The organism is Pseudomonas sp. GW821-FHT03C07 (assembly GCF_059420925.1).
The window spans coordinates 204,875-226,510 of record NZ_JBWKUQ010000001.1 but is presented as its reverse complement, the minus strand read 5'-3'; the positions used below and the strand labels follow the sequence as shown (position 1 = coordinate 226,510).

Here is a 21,636-nt window from a genome sequence, read left to right as displayed (position 1 = left end):
GGAGCCGGCTTGCTGGCGATGGCGTCCGCAAGTTCTGCGCATGACTCAAAGGCCTCATCGCTGGCAAGCCAGCGCCTACAGGGATCGTGTTGACTGAGCTTCAGGCGCCCCGTGGCACGCGTCCGGAGACAAAGTGGCTGACATCGTTGAAACCCGGGGTGGAAGCATGCCCCGGGGTCACCAGCGAGTCGACAAAGGCTTCGTCCTCGGCGCTGATCCTCACGGTCAGGGCCTTGGTGTAGCTGTCCCATTGTTCCTCGGTGCGCGGGCCGACAATCGCCGAGCTGACCGCCGAATTGTTCAGCACCCAGGCAATCGCGAATTCCACCAGGCCGACACCCCGTTGCTGGGTATACGCCTGTAACTGTTGGGCAATGCGCAGTGACTCCACCCGCCATTCGGTCTCGAGGATGCGCTTGTCCTGGCGTCCGGCCCGGCTGTTGGCGTCCGGCGCGACGTCCGGGGCGTATTTGCCACTGAGCACGCCACGGGCCAACGGGCTGTAGGGCACCACGCCGAGGCCGTAGGCCGCGGCGGCGGTAATCTGCTCGGTCTCGGCCTGGCGGTTGACGATGTTGTACAGCGGCTGGCTGATCACCGGCTTGTCCACCCCCAGGCGCTCGGCCACGCGGATCACTTCGGCAATTCGCCAGCCGCGATAGTTGGACAGGCCCCAATGGCGGATCTTGCCCTGGCGCAGCAGGTCGCCGATGGCCGAGATCGTGACTTCCAGCGGGGTGTTGTGGTCTTCGCGGTGCAGGTAGTAGATGTCCAGGTAGTCGGTGCCCAGACGGCCGAGGCTGGCCTCGATGGCGTTGAACAGGTGTTTGCGGCTCAGGCCGCTGCGGTTCGGTTTGCCGTCCACCGGGCCGAAGCCGGCCTTGGTGGCGAGGACCCATTCATGCCGATGACGGGCAATCGCTTCGCCGACGATTTCTTCGGAGCGTCCGCCGGTGTAGACGTCCGCGGTGTCGATAAAGTTGATGCCCTGGTCCCAGGCTTTGTCGATGATGCGCAGGGAGGTTTCGGTATCGGTCTGTTCACCGAACATCATGCTGCCCAGTGTCAGTGAGCTGACTTGCAGTCCAGAATGGCCGAGGGTGCGATAACTCATGAACAACATCCTTTTGCACGAAAGAGAAGATGCCCATCAGATACCAGAACGGCGTTGTTGAGCAATCCCTCAATCGGCTCGCCGATATCCGACAGCCTTGTTAGGGAAAACGTCGCCAAGTCTTCGCGTATTCCGGGGCTTCTCCGGGATATGGCACAACAACGGCCATTCCTTGACCGTTCGTCGGAACTGTCAATTCTGACAGGTTGTTACGATGGCTCCGGCTAGAGTGATATATAGCCAAGAGACCTGCTTGTCCGGCGGGTACAGTTGTAACGGCCATCAGGACATAACCCCGTTCAATATGGAGAGACATGATGCTTAATTCGAAACGTCTTAAGGCGCTGGCCATGGCGATCGTTGTTGCCCAGGCGGGCGTGGTCCCGATGGTCATGGCGCAGGCGCAGGTGGCGCCGACGACTCAGACCCAGAAGGTCACTGCCGAAAAGGCTGATATGCAACTTGCCGCGAAAAAGCACAAGAAGCACAAGAAGCACAAGAAAGCCATGAGCTCCGCGACTCAAAGCGTGAGTACGAGCGCCACCGCCTGATTTTATTTATTGGGGGAGACGCGCCCGAGGAGCGATGTCACGCCTCGGGCTTTTTATTGCCGCCGTTTTATGCCGTCCGCAAGGTGCGGGTCATGCGCAGGGCCAGCAGGCTGCCGGCGACGATCAGCGCGGCCAGCACATACAGGGCGGCATCGGTGGAACCGCTGGCGTCCTTGACCCAGCCCACCAGGTACGGGCTGAGGAAACCGGCCATCTGGCCCATGGAGTTGATCAGCGCCAGGCCACCGGCGGCCGCGCCGGCGCTGAGCAGGGCGGTGGGCACCGGCCAGAACATCGGCAGGCCGGTGAGGGCGCCCATGGTCGCAATCGTCAGGCCGAGAATCGCGATGGCCGGCGAGGTGGCGAAGTTGACCGCGATCAACAGGCCGATAGCACCCATCAGCATCGGTACCACCAGGTGCCAGCGGCGCTCCTTGCGCAGGTCGGCGGAGCGGCCCACCAGCAACATGAACAGCGCCGCGAGCAGGTAGGGAATCGCACTGAGCCAGCCGATGACCAGGTTGTCGCTGAACCCCAGATTCTTGATGATCGACGGTAGCCAGAAGTTGATGGCGTAGACGCCGCTCTGGATGCAGAAGTAGATCAGGCCAAAGGCCCAGATGGCCGGGTTCTTGAACACTTCACCCAGCGAATCGCTGACGGCCTTGGGTTTGTTGGCGGCATCGAAGGCCTGGTCGGCTTCGAGCACGGCACGTTCCTCGGCGGTCAGCCACTTGGCGTTGGCGAATTTGTCCGCGAGCAGAAAGAACGCCGCGCTGCCCAGGGCGATGGTCGGGATACCCTGCAACAGGAACATCCACTGCCAGCCGGCAAGGCCGCCCTGGCCGGCGGCAAAGTGATTGAGGATCCAGCCGGAGAAGGGGCTGCCGAGCAGGCCCGAGACCGGGATCGCCGACATGAACAGGGCCATGATCCGCCCGCGCCGGAAGCTCGGGAACCACTGCGAGAGGTACAGCACCACGCCAGGGAAGAAGCCGGCTTCGGCGGCCCCGGTGAGCAGGCGCAGGGTGTAGAACTGGATCGGCGTGCTGACAAACAGCAGGCAGGTGGACAACACCCCCCAGGTGATCATCATCAGCGCGATCCAGCGCCGTGGACCGAAGCGATTCAGCGCCAGGTTGCTTGGCACGCCGCAGAGCACGTAGCCGATAAAGAAAACCCCGGCCCCGAGGCCGTAGATGGTTTCGCTGAATTTCAACGCGTCGAGCATCTGCAGCTTGGCGAAGCCAACATTGACCCGATCGAGGTAGTTGAACAGGTAGCAGATGAAGATGAAGGGGATCAGGCGCAGAGTGATGCGCTTGTATACGGCGTTTTTCAAGTCAGCGGTGGCCTGGGATAACGCGGCGCTCTGTGACATGGCGGTCTCTCTTTATTATGATTTTTTGCGAGGCAAGGGTAACTTGATCGCCCTGTGAGTCTCGGCCATCGCCAGCCTTGCTGTCTTTGTGCCAGTGCACAGGGTTTGCCGGTGTACCCTGTGCTGCTGAACAAACACCGATCCACCTGAACCAAGGACCCTACCGCTATGTTCGAACTGGACCATGACCTTGCGCAGGATATCGTCGATCGCACGATGGCCATTCTGCCCTACAACGTCAATGTCATGGACAGCCAGGGCCTGATCCTGGGCAGCGGCGAGCCGGAGCGGATCAATACCCGCCACGAAGGCGCGCAGCTGGTGCTGGCGAACGGCCGGGTGGTGGTGATCGACGAGCAGGCGGCCAAGTGCCTGAAGGGCGTGCAGCCAGGGATCAACTTGCCGCTGATGCATGACGAACGGCTGATTGGCGTGCTCGGCATTACCGGTGAGCCGGAGCAGCTGCGCACCTACGCCGAACTGGTGCGCATGACTGCCGAAATGCTCGTCGGCCAGCGTCACCAGCAGGCTGAGCAGCAGTGGCGGCGCCAGCGCTGCGACGACCTGCTGGCCCTGTTGCTGAGTGACGAGGGCGATTCGCCGCGTTTGATCGACGAGGCCCGGCAGATGGGGCTCAAGCCGCAGTTGTCACGGATTCCCTACCTGTTCGAGCTGGACCCGGGGCAGAGTGTCGAGGCGTTGATAGCCTGGTTGCAGTCGCGTTATCCCGACAGCTGGTGTGTCAGCGGGTCGACTGCCTCGCTGCTGTGGTGTCGACCGGCGACGGTGATTCTGGACGATCAACGCCTGCTGGAGAAACTCGACAGCCTCGGTTGGAAGATCGCCCGCGTCGCGGCGGGTGGACCGGCTGACGACTTGCGGGGCCTGCGGCGTTGTTATCGACGGGTCAGCGATCTGCTTGCCTATGGCCGGGATGTCTTGCCCCACAGCCGCCTGCTGCACCTCAATCGCTATCGCTTGCCGGTAATGCTCTGGCGTCATCGCAGCGACGATGCGCTGGAAGAACTGCTCAAACCGTTGCGCAAGGTCATCGCCAAGGACGGCAACGGCCAGTTGCTCGCCACCTTGCGCAGTTGGTGCGAGCATGATGGCCAGAGCCAGGGCTGTGCCGAGGCACTGGGGATTCACCGCAACAGCCTGCGCTACCGGATGGAGCGGATCGCCGAGATCAGCGGTGTCGACCCGCTGCGCCTGGACGGGATGCTGGCGCTGTACCTGGGGGTGCAACTGTTGCCCCACAGTGAGTCGCCAACGTAACCGTCACAAATGATCGGTTTCTTGTGCTGCGAATGATGAGCGTCTGCATTCAGCCAAAGCTAATACCATCACCCCCTTTAAGGAAGGACAACGGGCCTTTGGCTGATGAGAAAACGAGATGTTCGTTGTTGGTTAATTTTTATATGAATTTTTTCGACTTCAGCAGCGGAAAGTGATGGCTGGTCTACAATCGAAATTCAAAACATCAACTCGCAAGACGTTTGCATAATGATGTGGCTGCGCTGGCAAGTCGGTGGCTTTGGGGTTGGTACCGGGTCGGTGCGGGCAAAGTGGATTTGCGTGAGGGGGCTATGAGTAACTTTATCGCTGCTGGCGAGCGACCTGAAGCGGTCCACCTTATCATTAAATTTTATGCCTGCTTGCTGCTCGCAGGGTTTGCGTTTGTTCCGGCCTATCTGATTGGCTACTTGTATTTCTTTCAGGATCCGACCCTTTTATTCGAGAACCACTCGTTCCATATCATTGCGATCACGGCTGCCACCCTGGAGGGGCTGTTTGTTACTTACGTAACCTGGTGCTGCTATCAGTCATCGGGAGATCCGCTGCTGCGGTGGATGACGTTGGGATTTCTCGGTTTTGTGATGATTTATGCGTTGCATGGCGCGTTCACGGGGCTTGCCCACTCCAATATCTGGCTCTTCCTGCTTTACGGACCGGCCTCTCGACTGGTCATGGCGATTCTGCTGTTGGTCGGCATGCTGTCGTACCATCAACCGCCTGATGCCGCGGACCAACGCACAAAACCCCACCCGTGGTTGACCTGGATAGGGCTGTTCCTGCTGGTTGACCTGGCAGTGGCCTACGTGGCGAATTCGCAGGTTGCTGGCAATCTCGCGGTACGCCTCTCGCTTGAAGGTGGTGCCCTCGTTTTTTCCACATTGAATGTGGCAGTGCTCCTGTTGCGTCGTTTCCGTTCGCCGCTGATGGTGATCTTTGCTCTCTCGGTTACCGCGTTCGCGTTGTCATCTCTTGCGTTTATCCTGGCGCGCCCCTGGAACCATATGTGGTGGCTCGCCCATGCGATCTTCGCTGCTGGATTCTTCTTGTTGAGCTATGGGGTAGCGCAAGCGTTTCTCTCCACTCGGTCGTTTTCGAAGATTTACAGTCAAGGCGAACTGATGGTGCGTCTTGCCGAGTCGATGGCGTACGCTGAAAGTGCCCTGCAGGAGCTCCAGCGTACCAATCAGGAGCTCGGCCACCTTGCAGCGACCGATCCACTGACGGGCGCTGACAATCGGCGTCGTTTCATGGAACGGGTCGATGCCGAAATTGACCGGGCCAAGCGCGGCGGTGCTCCGTTCTCCGTGTTGGCGCTCGATCTGGACAATTTCAAGTCCATCAATGATCAGTTTGGGCATCAGGTGGGCGATGACATCCTCAAGAGGTTCGTGCAGGAGTGTCTCGAATCGATCCGGCCGTACGACGGCGTAGCCCGAGTGGGCGGGGAAGAGTTCATGATACTGCTGCCCCAGACCTCACTCGAAGGCGCACACGTAATCGCTGAACGTCTGCGAAGCAACATTGCAACGACCTCTTTCAATATCAGCCAGCAGCGGCTGACCCGGGTCACGGTGAGCATCGGCGTATCGCAATTTGGACGCGACGGGGACTCCATCGAAGACATTCTGCGTGTAGCCGATCAACGCCTCTATGACGCGAAACACCAAGGCCGTAACTGTGTCGTCGCTGCCATCAAAACCAACCTACAGCCTCAGCCCTGATCATCCAGCAGCGAGTCCATCTTCAGCTGTGCCAGCTCAATCAGATGCACCACACCCATCGCCACCTTACGGTTCGAGACGGTCTGGTTGTCGGCGTACTTATAGGCCATGGCCGCAGCGGCTCACGATTCTAAGATGCACGGAGGGTAATGATTTCAAATTGTATCGGTAATACGACCGTTCCAGCTCGAATGCCCCGGATCCCGTGGGCTTGATTCTATTCATGAGCCAAGCTCATATGCATATGTTGACTTAGTAGCGTAGTCGCCTTGCCTGGCCACAGCTAGATTCCCGCTAAGCCAATCAAGCAGGATCAGCCGATGGCTATCGAATGCGTCAATACCATTGAAATACGTCTCTTTGAGACCCCTGATTCAGCTTTCTCAGAGCGCGCTCAGACCTGCGTCGAAGGCCTTCAAAGTGCTGCTGGATGTCTCGATTATACCCTGACTCGAAGCACGCGAGAGGCCGGCCTTTGGTGGCTTAGCGGCTATTGGGAAAGTGAATCCCAAATGACCGGGTCGTTCGAGAGCGCGGCGATGACGCGGTTAATTAACTGCCTGATCGAGGCGGGGGCAAACCTCAGCTTTGGAAGCTTCGTGTGTCTGCCGGCCGTAGCGCATGGCAATTAATGCCCAGATGCTGCACGGCATCGATCTGAACAGCCTGCTGACCAGCCTTCATGCACATCGAAGTGGCGCTTGGGCACTCCCAGCCAAAGAGCTGAACTGAATTCAACTTTCGTCGATTAAGTAACCGGAGCCATCAGTGCTGATACGTACCGTGATGCTGGCCTTGCGCCGCCCCACTACTTTTGTAGTGATGGCATTGCTCGTCTTGATTGTCGGCCCTTTAACGGCTTCACGTACACCGACTGACATCTTTCCAGAAATTCGGATACCGGTGATTGCCGTAGCCTGGCAATACACCGGGTTACCACCAGACCAGATGGCAGGGCGCATCTCGACGGTCTTCCAGCGTTTGCTAACCGCATCGGTCAATGACATTGAGCACATAGAATCCAACACGTATCCGGGCGTGGGAATCGTTAAGATCTTTTTCCAGCCGGGTGTAGAGATTGCTGTCGCAAACGCGCAGATCACGGCTGCCTCGCAAGTCGCGTTGCGGCAGATGCCCGCAGGTATCCAGCCGCCTGTGATCCTCAACTACAACGCTGCCACTGTGCCGATCTTGCAACTAGCACTTTCGGGTGAGGGATTGTCGGAACAGCAACTCTTCGACCTGGGTATGAACACCGTTCGGACACCCTTGATTACCGTGCCGGGTGTAGTGATACCCCTGCCGTATGGTGGGAAGCAACGTCAAGTTCAGATTGACGTCAACCCTGAGGAGCTGCAGGCCCGCGGACTCTCGGCTCAAGATGTATCTGCTGCGCTGGCTGCCCACAATATTCTGGTGCCGATTGGCACACAAAAGATCGGCGAGTTGGAATACACCCTGCAGCTCAACGGTGCTCCGTCGGCTATCAACGATCTGGGGCTTTTGCCGGTCAAGGTGGTGGGAGGCAGCACGATCTACCTTCGCGACGTTGCAGATGTCCATGACGGCAACGCTCCACAGACAAATATCGTCCACGTCGACGGTAGCCGTTCGGTGCTGATGTCGGTACTCAAGAATGGATCGGCATCGACGTTGGCCATCGTGGATGGCATTCGAGCACAGATCGAAGCTCTCAAGCCGGGCTGGCCCGAGGCGCTGAACGTCCAACCGATCAACGACCAATCGCTGTTCGTGCGTGCGGCGATAAGGGGCGTAGTCCTGGAAGGTGCTATCGCTGCTGCACTGACGAGCGTGATGATTCTGCTGTTCCTCGGTAGCTGGCGGTCGACCGTGATTATTGCTGTGTCGATCCCTTTGGCGATCCTGGGCTCGTTGATCATCCTGGCTACCTTGGGTGAGACCCTCAACCTGATGACACTGGGCGGCTTGGCGCTGGCCATCGGCATTCTTGTGGATGACGCCACGGTAACCATCGAGAACGTCAACTCGCATCTGGAGCAGGGCAAGGACGTCGAAACCGCGATACTGGATGGGGCACGCCAGATCGTGACGCCTGCTTTCGTGTCGTTGCTGTGCATCTGTATTGCGTTTGTTCCGATGTTCTTTCTCGAAGGCGTTTCGCGGTACCTGTTTGTACCGATGGCCGAAGCAGTGATCTTTGCCATGATCTGTTCCTTCATTCTGTCCAGGACGCTGGTACCGACCATGGCCAAGTACCTGCTGCAGCCGCATCAGGTACACCTTGAACCACAGCCCGTTTCACGTAACCCATTGGTACGCTTCCAGCGTGGGTTTGAGAACCGTTTCGACCGGCTACGCCAGCGCTACCAGCAAGTGCTCGAAAGCGCACTGCGCCGCCGCAAAGCGTTCCTGCTGGGTTTTATGGCGGTCGTGACACTGTCGTTTGGGTTGGTACCGTTCATTGGTAGCAACTTCTTCCCGGCTGTGGACTCCGGACAGGTGCTGATGCATGTGCGGGTACCTGTGGGCACTCGCGTGGAGGAGACCGCCTCACGCTTCGCACAGATAGAAGAGGCGATACGCGGCGTCATCCCGGCCGAGGAGATCAGCACCTTGGTCGACAATATCGGCCTGCCACCGAGCAACATCAACCTGACCTATAACAATACGGGGGTCATGGGTTCCCAGGACGGTGATTTCCAGATCGCGTTGCGCTCCGGTCATCAGCCCACGGCTGACTATGTGAAGAAGCTGCGTGAGGTGTTGCCTGAACGATTCCCGGACAGCACCTTTTCGTTTCCTCCGGCGGACATCGTCAGTCAGATCCTCAACTTCGGTGCGCCTGCGCCTATCGACATTCAGATTCGGGGCAACAACGTAGAAGCGAACTTCGCCTACGCGCAGCAGTTGCTTAAGCGAATTCGCACGGTGCCGGGGTTGGCCGATGCTCGCATCCTGCAATCAAACAAGGCGCCGGTATTCAATGTCGATCTGGATCGCACCCAGGCCCAGCTGCTCAATTTAACCACTCGCGATGTCACCAACAGTCTGGTTGTCAACCTGGCGGGGAGTAGTCAGGTGGCACCGACCTACTGGCTCAATCCCGCCAACGGGGTGAGCTACCCGATCGTGCTGCAGACACCCCAGCCAAAACTGGATTCGCTAGCTGCTCTGGCCAACCTGCCTGTCGGCAACGGTAGCACCGTGAATGTCACCACGCTCGGCGCGGTAGCAGACTTCGAGCGAACGACCGGCAGCGGTATGGTCAGCCAATACAACATCCAATCGATGGTACAGATCCATGCGGCCACCCAAGACCGTGACCTTGGCGCCGTCGCCAAGGACATCCGGCAGATCATCGGGCAAATGGCCGATGAGGTGCCGCGTGGCAGTACAGTCAACCTGATGGGCCAAGTGCAGACCATGGAGCGTGCGTTTTCTGGTTTGCTATACGGCCTGCTCGGCGCCGTCGTGCTGATCTACCTGTTGATCGTCGTCAACTTTCAATCCTGGGTCGACCCGGCGGTGATTGTCTCGGGACTGTCCGCTGCGCTTGCGGGAATCGTCTGGATACTCTTTGCCACCGGTACCACCTTGTCTGTGCCTGCTTTGACGGGGGCGATCATGTGCATGGGCGTGGCCACTGCCAACAGTGTGCTGGTGATCAGTTTCGCTCGCGAACGCCTGCAGGAACTGGGCGATGCGACCACAGCAGCGCTGGAAGCCGGCATCGCACGCTTACGGCCCGTGCTGATGACCGCGTTGGCAATGATTCTCGGCATGCTGCCCATGGCATTGGGCATGGGCGAGGGGGGCGAACAGAACGCCCCACTGGGCCGCGCAGTGATCGGTGGTCTGCTGTTCGCGACCGTCGCGACTTTGTTATTTGTTCCGGTGCTTTTCAGCCTGGCTCACCGCAACGATTTCCGTACTGAACCCAAGCAGCAATTTGTTCCTGGAGCAATCTGATATGCCTGTGAAAGCCCCCGCAAACTCCAGCGCATCTGGTCGCTTTCTGTTCATCCTCGGGGCGATAGCGACTGCCGGCGTGATTATTGTCGTTGGGATGGTTAGTCGCCACTCGCAAGCTGGTCAGTTGGAACAGATTGCGCAGCGCAAACGGATCGCTACGGTAGCACTGGTCGTGCCCAGCCTAGTGACGCCCGCTTCCCTACAACTTCCTGGGCGTATCGAAGCATGGTCACGCGCACCGCTGTATGCACGAGTCAGTGGCTACCTTAAGCACTGGGACAAGGACATAGGTTCGCCGGTGAAGGCTGGTCAGCTTTTGGCCGAGATCGATGCACCGGATCTAGACCAGCAATTGCGCCAGGCCCGCGCAGCATTGGCCACGTCCCGCAGCGAAATGTCGTTGGCCAGCACCACGGCCAAACGCTGGGAGCAGTTGCGTGAGAGCGAAGCCGTATCGCTTCAAGAAGTCGAGGAGCGCCTCAGCGATTTCGCTACCAAGCGATCTCAGGTCAACGAGGCTCAGGCCAATGTAGACCGGCTGCAGGCGCTGCAGCGTTACACCCGAATCGTGGCACCATTTGATGGAGTAGTGACTGCCCGCAATACGGACGTCGGCGCATTGATAAACGTCGGCATGACAGCAGGAAGCGAATTGTTCGTCGTCTCCGATGTTAGCCGGCTGCGCGTTTATGTCAGCGTCCCTCAGCGTCAACTTGCGTGGGTAAAAGTAGGTAGTCGCGCCAGGCTTAGCGTTCCCGAGCGTCCTGGAAAGACATTCGATGCCACGGTGCAGTCGTTGGCCCAGGCGGTCGATGTGGCGTCTGGCGCAATGCGTGTCCAACTCAGTGTGGAAAACGAGGGTGGAGACCTGCTCCCTGGATCGTTCGCCACCGTGCAGTTTGAAGGCGCGCTTGCACCCACCACCCTCAGCCTTCCACCCAGCGCGCTGATCGTTGGCAAAAATGGTGTGCAGGTGGCGATGGTCGATGGTGCCGGAATAGTACTGTTAAAGAAGGTCACGGTGGCCCGCGACCACGGCACTTACCTTGAACTCGCCGACGGCGTAAGCCAGTCTGACCAGGTCATTGCCAATCCACCTGACGGATTAAGTTCGGGTGATCGGGTGCGAATCGCACAGGTAGAGGTCACTGCGGCGAAGTAGATAAATGCACTACCCTCGGTATCGCAAAGCATCCACCAAAAGAGCGAATGCAGGGGATGCCTGGCGCCTGTTTGGATAATAAAGGTGGAAGTCAGGGAGCCGGGGGCTCGAATCTACTAATCACTTGTATCAGTAAAGGCTAAATTCACAGGAGGGGCAGGCAACTCATGTTATTCACCCTGGCGACACGATGTGGATACCGTCGGTCGTCAAACACTGGTATGGCGCAACGTCCATAAATGGCATGAGCCATATCGCAATCGCCGAGTTGCTTGAGGGCAGCGCGGTTCAATGGCTAGAGCACGTGTCCGACGAAGACTACGCCAAGGCTTTTTGATTCTCACCACACTCCGCAATCACCATAGCGGTGCCCGTAAAGGTGAAACCTGATGACTGAGACTAAAGACCTAGACAACCCCGAAGGCTCGCCGGCTGCGGGGCGGTCGGGCGTCACACCTTCACGACGTAACTTTCTCAAGTTTGGCATTTCGGGAATCGCCGCAGCGACAGTGTCGACCTGGATCCCTGAAAGCGTAGTTGCTGCCCAGTTAGCACCACAAGTGTTCGAAGACGAGGATGCGCCCAAAGCGGGTGAGCAACGCATCCAACTGACGGTGAATGGGCAGTTGCACAAGCTCAACGTTCCGGCCAACGCGATACTGCTGGACGTCTTGCGCGACCGCCTGCAACTGACCGGCACGAAGAAGGGCTGCGACCACGGTCAGTGCGGCGCGTGTACCTTGCTGGTCAATGGCGTTGCGATCAACTCCTGTCTTTCCATCGCCATGCAGCACGACGGGGATAGCATCACCACCATTGAAGGCTTGTCCCAGGGCGACGACCTGCACCCTGTACAGGAGGCCTTTTGGGATCACGATGCCTACCAGTGCGGCTACTGCACCTCAGGCCAGATTATGAGCGTCGTGGCGCTGCTCAATGATCCAAACATCGGCACCGACGACGCCAGCGTTAAGGAAGCCATGAGCGGCAATATCTGCCGCTGCGGCGCCTACAAGAACATCCTCGCGGCGATTCAGTCGGCACGCGGGAAGATGGAAGGGGCGGTCTGATGCGTACTTTCGACTATGCCCGTGCGCAATCGCCCGCCCAGGCCATCAGTAGTCATGCCGCACCGGGCCAGCCATTCTATCTGGCGGGCGGTACTACGCTATTGGATCTGGTGAAGCTTGACGTCATGCAACCTGACCGTCTGGTGGATATTAATCACCTCACCTTAAAGCAGATCGAGCCACTTGCCGATGGTCGCGTGCGCATCGGTGCGTTGGTCAGCAATACCGAACTGGCGAGTCATCCGTTGATCCGCGAGCACTATACCGTACTGTCTCAAGCGATTCTGGCGGGTGCTTCTACGCAATTGCGCAACAAGGCCACCACCGCTGGCAACGTCATGCAGCGAGTACGCTGCAACTACTTTCGCGACGGTGTATCTCCATGCAATAAGCGCCAGCCTGGATCTGGATGCGCGGCTATCGGTGGTCACAATCGTAGCGCCCATGCTGTGCTGGGTACCAGTGAGCACTGCATCGCGACCCACCCTTCGGACATGTGCGTGGCGATGGCCGCCATTGGCGCGCAGGTGACGGTACAAGGCCCGAACGGGGTACGCGAGATACCCTTCGGCGATTTCCACATCCTGCCGGGTCAGACGCCCTGGGTGGAACATGCGCTCCAGCCGCATGAACTCATCACACATGTGACCCTGGATGCACCGCTGGCAAATAGTCGCTCGGCCTACCTGAAACTGCGTGACCGGGACTCGTATCAATTCGCCCTGGCTTCGAGTGCCGTCATTGTGGTGATGGACGGCCAGCGTATTACTGATGCGCGGATTGCTCTAGGAGGGGTGGGCACCAAGCCCTGGCGAGCCCTGGAAGCCGAGCACGCCTTGGTCGGCCAGAAATCCGACATTGGGCTGTTTACACAGGTTGGGGAGCGCGCTATGCAAGGTGCCCGCGCTTACGAGCACAACGCGTTCAAGATCCCGCTCGGCCAACAGGTCGTGACTCGCAACCTTCGCGATCTGACAGCATAGGAGCGCACTCTGATGAGACAGTCCATAATCGGCACCCCTTACAAGCGTATCGACGGCCGCCTCAAGGTCACGGGCGCAGCACGCTATGCGGCAGACCATTCATTTCCGGACATGGCCTATGCCTACGGCGTCTACAGCACGGTCGCCAATGGCCGGATCGTGGCCATCGATGACACTCGGGCGCGGGCGATGCCGGGTGTGGTCGCCGTCCTGCACCACGGCAACTTCCCCGCGCTGCACCGCACACCTGATGTGGTCATGACCTACAAGGATATTCTCAGCGCCGCCAAGGTTGACGAGCGTCGATTACCTTTCGAGGATGACAAGGTCGCCTATCCGGGCCAGTTTGTGGCGTTGGTGGTGGCTGATACCTTCGAACAGGCCCGAGCTGCATCGCTTCAGGTCAAGGTCGAATATGCCGAAAGCCCGGCCATCACCAGTCTGACAGATGCACTGCGGCAACAGGGGGCTCATGAGGGAGGGCGCGGGCACAGCCGGGGTGATCCGGATGCTGCCTGGCAGACGGCGGCCACACGGCTGGATCAGACCTATACCACGCCGGTGGAAACCCACAGCCCGATGGAGATGCACGCCACTACTGCTTATTGGCGCGATGGCAAGCTGTATGTCTACGAGGGCACTCAGGGGGTCGTTAATCACCGCAACGTGCTGGCCAATGTCTTCGATCTGCCTCCAGACCGCGTTGAAGTCCATGCGCCCTTCATCGGTTCGGGGTTTGGCAGCAAACTGTGGCCGTGGCCTCATTCGATAGCAGCCTGCGCCGCCGCCAGGGTTGTGAAGCGGCCCGTGCAATTGATGCTGCCCCGGGCGCAGATGTTTACCACCGTAGGACATCGTCCTGAAACCTTGCAGCGTATTCGCCTTGCCACTGATGGTGACGGCAAACTGGTGTCGATTCGACACGAGTCGTTTAATAGCACCTCGACCACCGATGCCTATACCGAAGCGTGTGGCGGTGTTACCCGCAGCCTTTATTCTTGTGCGAACGTGCTGGTGAACCATAAGAACAGCCCGCTCAATCGAGGCACACCCACCTCGATGCGAGCGCCTGGCGCCGCACCTGGTCTGTTTGCGCTGGAGTCGGCAATCGACGAATTGGCGTTACTGCGCGGTGTTGATCCGCTGGCGTTTCGCAAAATGAATCTGGCCACACGCGACGAAAGCCTCAATTTGGAATGGTCGAGTAATCACTTGCCAGAAGCCATTGATACAGCCGCTGAGCACTTTGGCTGGCACGATCGCAATGCCGCAGTAGGTTCAATGCGTGATGGTGATGAGTTTATTGGCTACGGCATGGGAGCCTGCAACTGGGAAGCCTTCCAGGTACCGACCGATGCACGCGTGATTATTCGCTCGGATGGCACTGCGCTAGTTCAATGCGGTCAGCAGGATATTGGCACCGGCACCTACACCGTGGTGGCGCAGACCGTCGCTCAGTTGACCGGCCTGCCGTTCGAGCGTATTGAGGTTGAGCTGGGCAGCTCCACGTTCCCGCCGGGTGCTTTGGCCGGTGGTTCCTGGGCCACGGCCAGTATCCTGCCAGCCATCGCTGGGGCCACCCGGGCAGCGCTTGCAAAGTTGCGGCAGTACGCGGTCATGAACGGTGGGTTACTTGCCGGTGCCGAGCCAGATAGCCTGATGGTAGAGGGCGGTCAATTGGTTAAGGATGGCCAGCGCGCAAGCTTTGCCGATGTACTTCGTCACCAGCGACTCGGCCGAGCCGAGGGGCACTTCCAGAGCGGCGCGAAAGGCGGCGATTTTTCCTATCGTTCCTTCGGTGCGCACTTTGTCGAGGTGCGTTGGGATCCAGGCATTTCCCGTCTGCGCGTATCGCGCGTAGTCAGCGCCATTGATGTGGGCAAAGTGGTCAACCCACTGGCGGCACGTAACCAAGTTGAAGGGGCGATCATCATGGGGTTGGGCATGGCGCTGTTCGAGGCTTCCGAAAATGATCCGCGCAGTGGGTTGCCCGTTAACAACAACTACGCGGAATACGTGGTGCCCGTGCATGCTGACCTGCCCGACATCGATGTCACCTTGCTTGACTATCCGGACTACAACATCAGTGAGTTCGGTGCTCGCGGGATCGGAGAAATCGGCGTTACCGGCCTGGCAGCGGCTGTCGCCAATGCGGTTTACCACGCCACTGGAAAACGCATTCGCAGCTTACCGATCACCAAGGAAAAACTGATGACGATTTGAGGATCGATGCCATGAAACAGCTTGATCTTCAGGTCATTCAGCAGGCCCGAGCCTGGGTCGCACAGGGCCACCCTGTTTGGCTCTGCACTGTCCTTGCCACCTTCATGGCCGCCTCTGGCAATCGCTCTTCCCGGTCAGGAATCCCGCACCGAGTGGGCTGAAAGGCATGAGGCCAATATTGAGTTCTTCGAGCAAAGGCAACAGCTCCTGCTCCGGGGCTCGCCAGAACAGTGAGTATTCGCTCTGAACTGCGGCGACTCTTTGCACTGCGTGGGCGCGGCGGATGGTTTGGATACCCGCTTCCGAAAGTCCGAAGTGCCCGACCTTACCTTCGGCAATGAATTGCTGCACCGTGCCAGCAACGTCTTCAATCGGAACGGCTGGATCTACACGGTGCTGATACAGCAGGTCAATTCGGTCGGTGCGTAGCCGTCGTAGGGATGTCTCCACGACAGCCTTGAAGGGCAGGCATCCTTTTTAGTGGCTGCTTAAGCTGCTGTGGTCTCGCTACCCTAAGGGCATAGCGTCACCACAACACATCGTAGCTCAGCCTTTCTGGCGTGAAGCGAAGATTTCCTTGAGTACCGGAACAGCCGACATCGCTTTCGGCCAGCCAACGTAGAATGCAAGATGGGTGACCACCTCAGCGGCCTGGGCCTGGCTTAGACCGTTATCCATGGCGCGGTTGAGGTGGAAAGGTAGTTGTGCCGCCTGCCCCTGAGCGATGAGGGCAGCGACGGTGACCAGGCTGCGGTCACGAGCACTGAGACTACTTTGCCGCCAAAGGTCACCGAACAACACGTCGTTGGTGTACCTGGCCAGCTCCGGCGCGACGGCTCCAACACCTGCCTCGACTGCGGCACGGCGTTTTACTTCACTTTCGGGATCAAGCGACAGGGGGGCGCCCGCCGCTGGCGTGATCTGATCGGCTGGGATATTTCGCTCGCTGAATATCTGCCTGGCGACGCCGGCCGCAGACATTGCGTTGGGCCAGCCAGAGTAGAACGCCAAGTGGGTGATCAATGCACTGATTTCACTCGGTTTGAGGCCATTGTCGAGTCCTAGTTTGATGTGCCCTGTGAGTTGCGGGATCTGGCCGCTGGCGATCAGGGCAGACAAGGTGATCAGGCTGCGATCTCGCGGTATCAGCTCTGCGCGTTTCCACACTTCGCCGAACAGCAGCTCGGTGGTGTATTTGTATAGCTGCGGGGTGACTTCCAATACGTCGGGTGACGGTTTCGGATCAGGGCGCGGCTGAGCTTGATCGGCGTCCACGGCGGCGGTGAAGAGAAGGGTGGCGAAGGTCGTAGCGGTGAGCAGTTTCATCGAGCGTTCCTGAGTGGAGAGTCGAAGTGTTCGCGGGCCTGGATCCGTTGCCCGTGAACCTGATGTTATGGTTAGCGGTCAGGCGGGCTCAGGTGCTGGCAACGAACTCATATCGATTACAAAGCGATAGCGCACGTCGGCTCGCTCCATCCGCTCAAAGGCTTCGTTGATCTGATCCATACGGATCATTTCGCACTCTGGCAGGATGTTCTTCTCGGCACACAGGTCGAGCATTTCCTGGGTTTCTTGAATACCGCCGATGGGCGAGCCTGCAATGCGCCGCCGGCCGAGAATCATTGGCACGGTGTTCTGCTCTTCCATCGGTCCGACTTGGCCAACCATCACCAGGGTCGCATCGACATCGAGCAGCGACACATAGCCATCGAGCTGGTGCTTGACCGGCACCGTATCGATGATCAGATCGAAACTTGAAGCCGAAGCTGCCATAGCAGCGCTGTCGCTCGATGGCAGAAGGCGTGTGGCGCCCAGGGCCAGCGCATCGGCTTCCTTGTCCCGCGTGCGGCTGATAACAGTAACCTCAGCCCCCATTCCCACTGCCAACTTGACTGCCATATGGCCCAGGCCACCGAGACCGATTACGCCAACGCGGCTGCCGGGAACGACATTCCAGGTACGCAGCGGGGAATAAGTAGTGATGCCCGCACACAGCAGTGGAGCGACCTTGGCCAGGTCTAGGCCTTCGGGAACGCGCAGCACAAACTCCTCACGCACCACCAAATGTTTGGAGTAGCCGCCGAACGTGTTTTCACCACTCACACGATCCTTGCCGTTGTAGGTGTTGGTATTCCCTTCGCGGCACAGTTGTTCTTCGCCTTTGCGGCACTGGTCGCAGGTCATGCAGGCGTCAACCATGCAGCCGACGGCCACAGCGTCACCAACCTCATAGCGGCTCACTTCATTTCCGATGGCCGTGACGCGGCCGACAATCTCGTGACCGGGCATGGCAGGGTAGACCGTCCAGCCCCAATCGTTACGAGCAGTATGAAGATCGGAGTGGCACACACCGCAATAGAGCACTTCCATGGCGACGTCGTTGGGGCGCAGTTCGCGGCGATTGAACCTCAAGGGAGCTAGAGGGCTTTGCGGGGTCTTGGCGGCGTAACCGATGGTCTTCATTGCATACCTCGTACACTTGAAACGAATGAATAGACAGGCCCATGTTAGGCAACTGCAATCCATTGATTAAGAGGTATAACCTGCATGGCATCATGAGTCTGGCTCATCAATAGAGCGTGACCATTGGATCACTATGATGTCAGGCCTTCGCTCCGAGGCGTACTGGGACAGCTATGTGGAAGCCATAGGTCTGGAACTGGGGTTTGATGACGAAAAACTGGTCGACAGCCTGATCGTGCCGGGTCATGCATCAACCCACGGTTTCACTGATCTGGGCTACTCGGTCGAAGGGCGTAAAGTGAGCTAAACCGAGCGAGGATAGGGCCGGCAGCGTAGTGGTTGCCTGCTCGGGTTCTAACGCTCTGCAGCAATCTCATCATCTTGAGTTTCGATGTCTTCTTCAGGTTTGGATTTAACCACCCAGAACGCGCACACCATACTTGCTACTCCAAACAATGCGATCACTGTCGCCATGGGCTTCGGGGTTCCGTCTGCCAGTACGCCGACCAAACCCGATCCGAGTATCCCTGTTCCGTACTGCAACGCCCCAATCAATGCAGAAACTGCCCCAGCAATATGGGGAAAGCTGTCTAGCGCACCGACGATCGAGTTGGCGACGATTAAACCCGCCGCGGCGACAAATACGAACAAGGGCAAAACCAGTCCCGACAGCCCACCCATACCGCTCCATGCGTCGATTGCCAGCGAGAGGCTCGACAGAGCGGCCATCAGGGCTCCGAGGCGCATCAGTCGATCAGTACCTATTTGCCTGACTAGCCTGGCGTTGAGCTGGTTAGTCAGCATGATCCCCACAATGCCCACACCGAACAGGATCCCATAGGTCTGTGGGGATACGTGGTAATAATCGATGTAGGCGAATGGGGTGCCCGCAATATAGGCATACATTCCCCCATAGAAGAATCCACCTGCTGAGGCATAACCTAGAACACGGCGATTGGTCAGCAGTTGTCCGTATCGGCGGAAGGCACCACTGAGTGGGGCGTGATTGCGACGTTCGCAAGGAAGGGTTTCCGCAAGTGTATACAGGGCAACGAGCGTAGCACCGCCAAATACCGCCAGCGCCCAGAAAATCAGATGCCAGGATCCTAATTTAAGGATTATCCCGCCAATGCTGGGGCCCAGTAGCGGGGCAACGGCCATGACCGTCATCAGGGTCGACAGCATTTGCGCAGCCCGGTGACCTTCATAAAGATCGCGGATCATTGCGCGGGCCAGCACGACACTGGCGCATGCGCCCACCGCCTGTACCGCACGCCAGCCAATCATCATTGGTGCCGTCGTCGACAGGGCGCAGCCGGCGGAACCCGCGATAAACAGCAGCAACCCCAACGCGACTGGAAGCCGCCGTCCGTATCGGTCGCCGACCGGCCCCCACAATAACTGACCCAGGCTGAAGCCGATCAGGTAGCCGGAAATCGTAAGCTCTAGTTGACCCGCATCAGCGTGCAGCGACTTAGCCATGGCGGGCATGGCTGGCAGGTAGAGATCGGTTGAGATGGAAGCAAAGGCCATCAAGGCACTTAGGGTCGCCAGGATCCAGAGGCTTTGTTTGTCGGATGGCTGAGCTGTCTCCATGTGGCGTTCTGTCGGTGGCATGGTCAGCGATACTCTTGAAATCTGGATGGACAAAACAAGACCGCCAGCGCCCATCTACGAGCGCCGGCGGTTGGCGAGGGAGTCGGAAGTTAGCGGTTAACGTTCTTTTGCAAATGAGCAGGGTAGCGATCACCCACGACCTTGATCTGCTCCAGCGCCGTAGCGATGGCAGTAAGATCGGCCTTGTTCAGGAGGAGGCCGGCTGCACCGATGTTCTCTTCCAGTCGATTCAACTTGGTGGTACCTGGAATGGGTACGATCCAAGGCTTTTGCGCCAACAGCCAAGCCAAGGCAATCTGCGCTCGTGTTGCGCCTTTACCGTCGGCGATCTGACCGAGCACCTCGACCAATTTCGCATTGGCCTTGCGGTTCTCTTCGGTGAAGCGTGGAACCACATTGCGGAAGTCGTCTTCCGCGAACTTGGTGTTGGCATCGATGGCTCCGGTCAGGAAGCCTTTGCCCAGCGGGCTAAATGGAACGAAGCCGATCCCGAGCTCTTCCAATACCGGCAGAATCTGCTCTTCAGGCTCGCGCCACCACAACGAATATTCGCTTTGCAGGGCCGCAACAGGAAGCACTGCGTGAGCACGGCGGATCGCATCTGGCCCTGCTTCTGACATTCCGAAGTGCAGAATTTTGCCTTCCTCGACCAATTGCTTCACGGTGCCCACGACGTCCTCGATTGGAACCTGTGGGTCAATGCGGTGTTGGTAGAGCAGTTCGATGCGGTCGGTTTTGAGCCGCTTCAGGGATGCCTCGACTACTGCTTTGATGGTTTCGGGTCGACTATCGAGACCTTCACCAGGAACTCCATTTTTGAAGCCAAACTTGGTCGCGATGACAACTTGATCACGGATCGGGGCTAGTGCTTCGCCCAACAGCTCTTCATTGGTGTAAGGCCCATAGGCCTCTGCGCTGTCGAAGAAGTTGACACCCTTGTCGAAGGCATCGCGAATTAGAGCAATGGCTGCCTTTTGTTCCAGAGCCGGCCCATATGCGAAACTCAGGCCCATGCAGCCCAAGCCAATGGAGGACACTTCCAAACCGCTTTTGCCGAGCTGACGTTTCTGCATGTTTCGTCTCCTTCGCAAAGATGTGGTTGACAGGTACACTTTAGATTCCTGTGCTGAGTTCAACAATTGGCGCATTGCTTCATGGGGAATTGAGGAGGATTCACTAATGATCCGTGCTGGCCTTCCGGAATTGACCGCTTTTGTAGCCATTGCTGAACAACGTAGCTTCAGCGGCGCGGCAAGAATGCTGGGTGTTTCTGCCTCGGCGCTAAGCCATTCCATGCGCGGGCTTGAGTCGCGTCTTGAGCTGCGCTTGTTCAATCGAACAACCCGCTCGGTCGCCTTGACTGAGGCAGGTGAGCAACTCTTCTTGCGTGTGCAGCCGCTGTTGGGTGAACTCGAATGTGCGGTCAACGACGTCACGTCAGAGCGCAACACGCCTTCGGGCTCAATACGACTGAGTGCCTCTGAGTCGTCGTTCAAACCCCTGATACGCTACGTCATGCCTCAATTTCTTCAGGACAATCCACAGATCCATATCGAGTGTGTGGCTGATAGCCGTTTGGTCGATATCGTCGCCGATGGGTTCGATGCTGGTATTCGGCTGTTTGACGACGTCCCCCGCGACATGATCGCGGTGCGCTTCGGCCCAGATGTGCGATTTGCCGCAGTTGCTTCGCCTGAGTACCTGAGTCGGCACTCAGCACCTATCGCACCACATGACCTCAAGGCTCATCGATGTATCCGGTTTCGCTTTGCCAGCGGCACGCTGTTTCGCTGGGATCTCGATCATCTGGGTAGATCAGCCAGCATCGATGTCGACGGGCCCATGACTATGGATAACATCAACCTGATGACAGAGGCGGCTTTGGCGGGCATTGGCATTGCCTGGGTACCTGAGCATCAGGTCGAGGAACATTTGCAGACCGGACGCCTAGTGCATCTGCTGCCTGATTGGGGCCCGTACTATCCGGGTGCCTGCCTCTACTATCCGGCGAACCGGCATCCGCCAATGGCTCTGCGAATGTTCGCGGAGGCGGTACGCGAGTGGGCGCGCCAGCAAGAATGAAACCACTCCTGCTGGC

General features: G+C 58.4%; 18 protein-coding genes and 2 pseudogenes. 12 read left to right on the top strand and 8 right to left on the bottom strand.

Annotation, left to right across the window (positions count from 1 at the left end):
* Window positions 1-100: 100 nt before the first annotated feature.
* Complete coding sequence (locus AC07VG_RS00935; RefSeq protein WP_495000939.1) at window positions 101-1,114, bottom strand: aldo/keto reductase; 1,014 nt, start codon at window positions 1,112-1,114, stop codon at window positions 101-103.
* A 314-nt stretch (window positions 1,115-1,428) separates the two neighbouring features.
* Here AC07VG_RS00935 and AC07VG_RS00930 point away from each other — a divergent pair, with 314 nt between their 5' ends.
* The gene (locus tag AC07VG_RS00930) at window positions 1,429-1,665 is read left to right on the top strand and encodes a hypothetical protein (RefSeq protein ID WP_495000938.1); all 237 of its coding nucleotides are present in this window, start codon (window positions 1,429-1,431) and stop codon (window positions 1,663-1,665) included.
* A gap of 67 nt (window positions 1,666-1,732) precedes the next feature.
* On the opposite strand, the gene AC07VG_RS00925 is transcribed toward AC07VG_RS00930, so the two are convergent.
* Window positions 1,733-3,046 carry an MFS transporter gene (locus tag AC07VG_RS00925; RefSeq protein ID WP_495000937.1) on the bottom strand — a complete coding sequence of 438 codons (1,314 nt, stop codon included), beginning with the start codon at window positions 3,044-3,046 and terminating at the stop codon, window positions 1,733-1,735.
* Window positions 3,047-3,214: 168 nt separating this feature from the next.
* On the opposite strand from AC07VG_RS00925, the gene AC07VG_RS00920 reads away from it, so the two are divergent.
* Together AC07VG_RS00920 and AC07VG_RS00915 are read left to right on the top strand one after the other, a co-directional pair.
* Window positions 3,215-4,324 (top strand): sugar diacid recognition domain-containing protein, encoded by a 1,110-nt coding sequence (locus AC07VG_RS00920; RefSeq protein WP_495000936.1) that lies wholly within the window; start codon window positions 3,215-3,217, stop codon window positions 4,322-4,324.
* A 311-nt stretch (window positions 4,325-4,635) separates the two neighbouring features.
* Window positions 4,636-6,066 carry a GGDEF domain-containing protein gene (locus AC07VG_RS00915; protein ID WP_495000935.1) on the top strand — a complete coding sequence of 477 codons (1,431 nt, stop codon included), beginning with the start codon at window positions 4,636-4,638 and terminating at the stop codon, window positions 6,064-6,066.
* On the opposite strand, the gene AC07VG_RS00910 is transcribed toward AC07VG_RS00915, so the two are convergent.
* Complete coding sequence (locus tag AC07VG_RS00910; RefSeq protein WP_495020286.1) at window positions 6,057-6,176, bottom strand: DUF6124 family protein; 120 nt, start codon at window positions 6,174-6,176, stop codon at window positions 6,057-6,059. The two genes, AC07VG_RS00915 and AC07VG_RS00910, sit on opposite strands and share 10 nt — an antisense overlap.
* Window positions 6,177-6,386: 210 nt before the next feature.
* Here AC07VG_RS00910 and AC07VG_RS00905 point away from each other — a divergent pair, with 210 nt between their 5' ends.
* The 7 genes and pseudogenes from AC07VG_RS00905 to AC07VG_RS00875 form a co-directional block, all read left to right on the top strand.
* Window positions 6,387-6,698 (top strand): antibiotic biosynthesis monooxygenase family protein, encoded by a 312-nt coding sequence (locus tag AC07VG_RS00905; RefSeq protein WP_495020285.1) that lies wholly within the window; start codon window positions 6,387-6,389, stop codon window positions 6,696-6,698.
* Between the two features lie 139 nt (window positions 6,699-6,837).
* Complete coding sequence (locus tag AC07VG_RS00900) at window positions 6,838-10,017, top strand: efflux RND transporter permease subunit (RefSeq protein ID WP_495020458.1); 3,180 nt, start codon at window positions 6,838-6,840, stop codon at window positions 10,015-10,017.
* 1 nt (window position 10,018) lies between these two features.
* A complete protein-coding gene (locus AC07VG_RS00895) occupies window positions 10,019-11,182 on the top strand; it encodes an efflux RND transporter periplasmic adaptor subunit (protein ID WP_495020284.1) in 1,164 nt (387 codons plus the stop codon).
* 389 nt (window positions 11,183-11,571) lie between these two features.
* Window positions 11,572-12,252: a (2Fe-2S)-binding protein gene (locus AC07VG_RS00890; protein WP_495020283.1), complete on the top strand. Its 681-nt coding sequence runs from the start codon at window positions 11,572-11,574 to the stop codon at window positions 12,250-12,252.
* Window positions 12,252-13,235, top strand: coding sequence for an FAD binding domain-containing protein (locus tag AC07VG_RS00885; protein WP_495020282.1), 984 nt, complete (start codon window positions 12,252-12,254; stop codon window positions 13,233-13,235). Before AC07VG_RS00890 ends, AC07VG_RS00885 begins: the two co-directional genes overlap by 1 nt.
* Before the next feature lie 12 nt (window positions 13,236-13,247).
* On the top strand, window positions 13,248-15,458 hold the full coding sequence (locus AC07VG_RS00880) for a xanthine dehydrogenase family protein molybdopterin-binding subunit (RefSeq protein ID WP_495020281.1): 2,211 nt from the start codon (window positions 13,248-13,250) through the stop codon (window positions 15,456-15,458).
* 11 nt (window positions 15,459-15,469) lie between these two features.
* Window positions 15,470-15,571, top strand: a pseudogene (locus AC07VG_RS00875) (XdhC family protein); the annotation flags it as partial.
* A 7-nt stretch (window positions 15,572-15,578) separates the two neighbouring features.
* Here AC07VG_RS00875 and AC07VG_RS00870 read toward each other — a convergent pair.
* From AC07VG_RS00870 to AC07VG_RS00860, 3 genes and pseudogenes are all read right to left on the bottom strand, one after another.
* Window positions 15,579-15,917: pseudogene (locus tag AC07VG_RS00870) on the bottom strand (aldo/keto reductase); the annotation flags it as partial.
* Between the two features lie 87 nt (window positions 15,918-16,004).
* Window positions 16,005-16,784, bottom strand: coding sequence for a carboxymuconolactone decarboxylase family protein (locus tag AC07VG_RS00865; RefSeq protein WP_495020280.1), 780 nt, complete (start codon window positions 16,782-16,784; stop codon window positions 16,005-16,007).
* A 78-nt stretch (window positions 16,785-16,862) separates the two neighbouring features.
* The gene (locus AC07VG_RS00860; RefSeq protein ID WP_495020279.1) at window positions 16,863-17,921 is read right to left on the bottom strand and encodes an NAD(P)-dependent alcohol dehydrogenase; all 1,059 of its coding nucleotides are present in this window, start codon (window positions 17,919-17,921) and stop codon (window positions 16,863-16,865) included.
* Window positions 17,922-18,057: 136 nt separating this feature from the next.
* On the opposite strand from AC07VG_RS00860, the gene AC07VG_RS00855 reads away from it, so the two are divergent.
* Entirely contained in the window at window positions 18,058-18,228 is a 171-nt protein-coding gene (locus tag AC07VG_RS00855) for a hypothetical protein (protein WP_495020278.1), read from the top strand.
* A 47-nt stretch (window positions 18,229-18,275) separates the two neighbouring features.
* Here AC07VG_RS00855 and AC07VG_RS00850 read toward each other — a convergent pair whose 3' ends face one another.
* Both AC07VG_RS00850 and AC07VG_RS00845 read right to left on the bottom strand, forming a co-directional pair.
* Entirely contained in the window at window positions 18,276-19,592 is a 1,317-nt protein-coding gene (locus AC07VG_RS00850) for a Bcr/CflA family multidrug efflux MFS transporter (protein WP_495020277.1), read from the bottom strand.
* A gap of 35 nt (window positions 19,593-19,627) precedes the next feature.
* Window positions 19,628-20,611: an aldo/keto reductase gene (locus AC07VG_RS00845; RefSeq protein ID WP_495020276.1), complete on the bottom strand. Its 984-nt coding sequence runs from the start codon at window positions 20,609-20,611 to the stop codon at window positions 19,628-19,630.
* Between the two features lie 106 nt (window positions 20,612-20,717).
* Here AC07VG_RS00845 and AC07VG_RS00840 point away from each other — a divergent pair, with 106 nt between their 5' ends.
* A complete protein-coding gene (locus AC07VG_RS00840) occupies window positions 20,718-21,620 on the top strand; it encodes a LysR family transcriptional regulator (RefSeq protein WP_495000933.1) in 903 nt (300 codons plus the stop codon).
* The last annotated feature ends 16 nt before the right edge of the window (window positions 21,621-21,636 follow it).